The organism is Mesorhizobium sp. M7D.F.Ca.US.004.03.1.1 (genome assembly GCF_003998635.1).
GTDB lineage: Bacteria > Pseudomonadota > Alphaproteobacteria > Rhizobiales > Rhizobiaceae > Mesorhizobium > Mesorhizobium loti.
On sequence record NZ_RZQG01000437.1, the window covers coordinates 1 to 4,947 of the forward strand.

A 4,947-nucleotide genomic window follows, 5' to 3' on the forward strand; every position below is an offset into this window, starting at 1 on the left:
GTCTTGCAGGAGGTGTTGCCGCCACCATGCAGGACCAGCCTTGGTTCGCCGCCGAGCAGCCGGGTCGTGTAGACGCGCAGCGCCAGGTCGCGGCCGACACCCTTCTTTGCATAGTCGGCAACGAGCTTTTCGGCTGCATCGTCATTCCACAGGTTCTTCATGTTCGCTTCGTCCGGTTGCTGTCTTTGATGGTGAAACAGGAATGCCGCGACGCTTTGATGACAATGCGCCGGCGACGGAGATGGCGGTTTCCTAGGAGGCCTTTTCTGTCGTGGCGGCCGCATGATCCAGAAGCCGCTGCGCCATGCGCGCGCCGACCACCAGATGCGTGCAAAGGCCGCCCGCGATCGCCGCGAGCAGCGGTTCGAACTTGCTGTCCTCCTGCACCACCATCAGCCGCCTGGCGATGGCGCGCAGCGAGGCAAGTTCGGCGGAGATCACACGCCGGTTATAACTGCAGTCGAGCACCTTGCCCTCGGCGTCGATGATCTGCCCGGCAATGACGCCGGCAGCGCCTCGGCTGCGCAGGCCAGCCATTTCGTCAGGAGTGAGCGCGCCGCATTTGACCAGATGGCTGTCGGCGTCAACCGCGCCGACCGAGTACAGCGCCAGGTCGCAGTCGCGCACGCCCGACAATTGCTCCCGGATCACCGGCTCGGCACGCAGCGCGCGCGCCAGCTCTTCCGTCGACAGCACCAGCGGCGCGTAGAAGTTGAGCCCCTTGGCGTTGAGACGTCGCGCGATTTCCATGGTGCACTGGTCGGGCCGGTAGGAATAGGGCGCGCCGAGATTGCCGCAGAGCTGCACCACCGTGACATCCTGCAGGTCGGCATAGGACATGATGTCGGCGATCATGTAGACGGTGCGGCCCCAGGCGACGCCGATGCGGTCGCCCTTCTTGACCAGCTCGAGAAAGACGCTTGCCGCCAGCACGGCTATTTCCGCCGACGGGTCGGCGATATGGTCATTTTCCGGCGCGATCCAGACGGCGTCGAGGCCCAACGCATCCTCGAGCTTGCGCGCCAGCACGTCATCGGTGAAAAGCTGGGTCGAGGTCGAGATGTTGACGATGCCGGTTTCGCGCGCCTTGCGCAGATACATGGCGACCGAGGCACGGGAAATGTTAAGCTGGCTCGCCACCTGGTCCTGCCGCAGGCCATGGGCATAATAAAGCCAGGCGGCCTTGTGGATGAGCTGTTCTGCCGGTCGGATCGCCATGCCGTCTCCTCGGCTGACATTATTCACGGCTCTCGACAAAAGTCAAATTGGGCAAAGGTATGCGATGCCCTTTTGCCGGGCGAATCTGGATCATCATTGTTCCAAATGCGCTATAGCGAGGCATCGTTGATGGTGACGCGGCCCCAGCCTGTGATTAGAAGGTCTAAAAGAAAAACGCGGGGAGCATGGGATGGGCAATCCATACGAACAGGATCTCGACAAGAACGCGGCCAACCATCAGCCGTTGACGCCGCTTACCTATCTGGAGCGCGCAGCCAAAACCTATCCCGACCAGATCGCCATCATCCATGGCCGCCAGCGCATCGACTATCGCACCTTTTGGCGCCGGTCGCTGAAGCTTGCCTCGGCGCTCGACAAGCGCGGCATCGGCAAGGGCGACACCGTCACCGTCATGCTGTCCAACACGCCGCCGATGCTGGAGGCGCATTTCGGCGTGCCGATGACCAAGGCGGTGCTGCATTCGCTCAACACGCGCCTTGATGCGGCGGTCATCGCCTTCCAGCTCGACCATGCCGAGACCAAGGTGCTGATCGTCGACCGCGAATTCTCCAGCGTCGTCAAGCAGGCTCTGGAACTGGCCAAGGTCAAGCCGCTGGTCATCGACTATGACGATCCCGAATACGCCGCTGACGCGCCGTATCCGAAAGGCGAGCGGATTGGCACTCTGGACTATGAGGCGTTTGTTGCTGGCGGCGACGAGGACTTCACCTGGTCGATGCCCGACGACGAATGGGATGCCATTTCGCTGAACTATACCTCCGGAACGACAGGCAATCCGAAGGGCGTCGTCTACCACCATCGCGGTGCGGCCCTGATGGCCTACACCAACACCATCCATGCCGGCATGGCCAAGCATGCGGTCTATCTGTGGACGTTGCCGATGTTCCACTGCAACGGCTGGTGTTTTCCCTGGACGCTCGCCGTCCAGGCCGGCACCCATGTCTGCCTGCGCTGGGTGCGGCCGAAGCCGATCTACGATGCGATTGCCGATCAGGGCGTCACCCATCTGTGCGGCGCGCCGGTGGTCATGTCGGTGCTGATCAATGCCAGGGACGAGGACAAGCGCGCATTTCCGCAGACGGTCACCTTCAACACGGCCGCAGCGCCGCCACCGGAAGCGGTACTGTCGGGGATGGCCGATGCCGGCTTTGCCGTCACCCATCTCTACGGCCTGACCGAGACCTATGGCCCGGCGGTCGTCAACGAATGGCATGGCGCCTGGGACGACCTCGAAAAGGGCGAGCGCAGCGCCAAGAAGGCGCGGCAGGGCGTGCGCTATGCAGCGCTCGAAGGCCTGACCGTCATGGATCCCGAAACGATGCAGGCGACACCGGCCGACGGCGAGACCATCGGCGAGGTCATGTTCCGGGGCAACATCGTCATGAAAGGCTATTTGAAGAACGGCAAGGCGAGCGACGAAGCTTTTGCCGGCGGCTGGTTCCATTCCGGCGATCTCGGCGTCATGCACCCCGACGGCTACATCCAGCTCAAGGACCGCTCCAAGGACATCATCATTTCTGGTGGCGAGAACATTTCCTCGATCGAGGTCGAGGACGCGCTCTACAAACACCCGTCCGTTGCCTCTTGCGGCGTCGTCGCCAGGCCTGACGACAAATGGGGCGAGGTGCCTGTAGCCTATGTCGAACTGAAGCCCGGCAAGGCGGCGACCGAGGCCGAGATCATCGAACATTGCCGGGGATTGCTGGCGCGCTTCAAGGTGCCGAAGGCGGTGATCTTCGCCGAAATCCCGAAGACCTCGACCGGCAAGATCCAGAAGTTCCGGCTGCGCGAGATGGCCAAGGTCACCTGAAACGCCGACGGCCTTTCGCGGAAAATATTTTCAGTGGCTCGCATCTTCGGGCCGCTTCGTGACGTCTATTGGATGTCACCATCTGTCACCAATCGTACGCGTACACAGAATCTGCGTTGACAGACCGTCCATTTCGATTTACGAATGACGAAAGTTGAAATTCGTCACTCGTAAATTGACAGAGGATCATGTCCGAAGCCGCCACCATAGTCGCCGACGCCGCCCGACAGGAAAATGTGACGCGCATTCTCGACTGCGCCGAGCGGCTGTTCCGGCACTACGGCTACGGCAAGACCAATGTCGCCGACATCGCCCGTGAACTCGGCATGTCGCCGGCCAACATCTATCGTTTCTTTGCCTCCAAGGTCGAAATCCACCAGGCCGTCTGTGGCCGGATGCTCGGCGCCAGCTACAAGATGGCCTACGAGATCATGCACCTGCCGGTCAACGCCGAGGAGCGGCTTCGGCGTTACGTGCATGCGCAATACAAGATGACGATGGAGGTCATGCTCGACGACCAGAAGGTCCACGAGATGGTCATCGTTGCCCTCGAACGCGACTGGGGCGTGATCGACAAGCATGTCGACAGCATTCACGACCTGTTTGCGGAAGTGATCCGCGATGGCATCGAGGCCGGTGAGTTCAGGGAGCAGGATCCCGTGATCGCGTCGCGCTGCTTCGGCGCCGCAACCGTCATCCTGTGCCATCCGCAGATGGTGGCGCAGTGCCTTGCCAAGACCAACCGGGCAATGCCCGACGACCTCATCGATTATGCAATCAAGGCACTGAAATAGCCCCGCCAGCCGGTGTCGACCATTCATCTCCAGTCGGAGTACCAAGATGTCTTTGTCCAATTCCATCCTCCGTAAGCTGCCAGTTGCCGGCCTGATTGTCGCGGCGCTCGGGCTTGCCGGCTGCAGCCAAGAGAAAGCCGAAGTCAAGGACATCATCCGCCCGGTCAAGGTCGTCGAGATCGCCCAGGCGCATGACACCCGCACGCTCTCCTATTCCGGCTCGGTGCGGGCTCGCACCGAAAGCGCACTGGCTTTCCGCGTCAACGGCAAGATCACCGAGCGCCTCGTCGACATCGGCCAGCATGTGGTTGCGGGCGACGTGCTCGCCCGCATCGATCCCATCGATTACGACCTGTCGGTCAAGAGTGCGCAGGCAGCCCTTGATGCCGCCGATCGGCAGGTCGAGACGTCAGAGCTGTCCCGCAAGCGCGCCGAGCAGCTGTTTGACAAGAAGTTCGCGCCGAAATCGCAGCTCGAGCAGGCGACCCTGAGCTACGACCAGGCTGTCGCCACCCGCGATTCCGCTCGCTCGACGCTTGCCCAGGCCAGGAACCAGGTCGGCTATACCGATCTCAAGGCCGACAGGGACGGCATCGTCACCGCGGTCAGCGCCGATGTAGGCCAGGTGGTTGGGTCCGGCGCGCCGGTTGTCACTGTTGCCGTCGACGGCGAAAAGGAAGTGCTGATCGCCGTGCCGGAAATGGAAATCGCCGAATTCAAGCCGGGCAAGATCGTCAAGGCGGGCTTCTGGTCCGACGACGCGCTGGCGCTCGACGGCAAGGTCCGTGAGGTCGCCGGCAGCGCCGATCCGCAATCGCGCACCTTCGCCGTTCGCGTCAGCCTGCCCAACGATCCGCGCGTGCTTCTCGGCATGACCGCCAGCATCGAAGCCTCGGCGGCCAATGAGCGGCAGCTCGTGTCGATCCCGCTGAGCGCACTGGCCGAGCAAGGCAGCCAGTCGATCGTCTGGACCGTCGATCGCGGCGCCGACACCGTTCACGCCCGTCCGGTCAAAGTCGCCGCGTTCGCCGCCGGTGGCGTGCGTGTTGCCGAGGGACTGAAGCCCGGCGACGTCGTGGTCGCTGCCGGCACGCAGTTCATGAC

4 protein-coding genes are annotated in these 4,947 nt (G+C 62.5%); 3 read left to right on the plus strand and 1 reads right to left on the minus strand.

The window, feature by feature from the left end; translation table 11 throughout:
- Positions 1-252: 252 nt before the first annotated feature.
- Positions 253-1,218 carry a sugar-binding transcriptional regulator gene (locus EN935_RS22070; RefSeq protein ID WP_127262450.1) on the minus strand — a complete coding sequence of 322 codons (966 nt, stop codon included), beginning with the start codon at positions 1,216-1,218 and terminating at the stop codon, positions 253-255.
- Between the two features lie 190 nt (positions 1,219-1,408).
- On the opposite strand from EN935_RS22070, the gene EN935_RS22075 reads away from it, so the two are divergent.
- The 3 genes from EN935_RS22075 to EN935_RS22085 form a co-directional block, all read left to right on the plus strand.
- Positions 1,409-3,049: an acyl-CoA synthetase gene (locus EN935_RS22075; protein WP_109661941.1), complete on the plus strand. Its 1,641-nt coding sequence runs from the start codon at positions 1,409-1,411 to the stop codon at positions 3,047-3,049.
- Positions 3,050-3,237: 188 nt separating this feature from the next.
- Positions 3,238-3,843: a TetR family transcriptional regulator gene (locus tag EN935_RS22080; RefSeq protein WP_109661943.1), complete on the plus strand. Its 606-nt coding sequence runs from the start codon at positions 3,238-3,240 to the stop codon at positions 3,841-3,843.
- Positions 3,844-3,889: 46 nt separating this feature from the next.
- Positions 3,890-4,947: efflux RND transporter periplasmic adaptor subunit (locus EN935_RS22085; RefSeq protein ID WP_127373611.1), on the plus strand; the 1,058-nt coding region annotated here is incomplete at its 3' end.

Coding starts and splice junctions, on each gene's coding strand:
- EN935_RS22075 (WP_109661941.1), top strand. CDS start 1,409: ATGGGCAATCCATACGAACAGGATCTCGACAAGAACGCGGCCAACCAT.
- EN935_RS22080 (WP_109661943.1), top strand. CDS start 3,238: ATGTCCGAAGCCGCCACCATAGTCGCCGACGCCGCCCGACAGGAAAAT.
- EN935_RS22070 (WP_127262450.1), bottom strand. CDS start 1,218: ATGGCGATCCGACCGGCAGAACAGCTCATCCACAAGGCCGCCTGGCTT.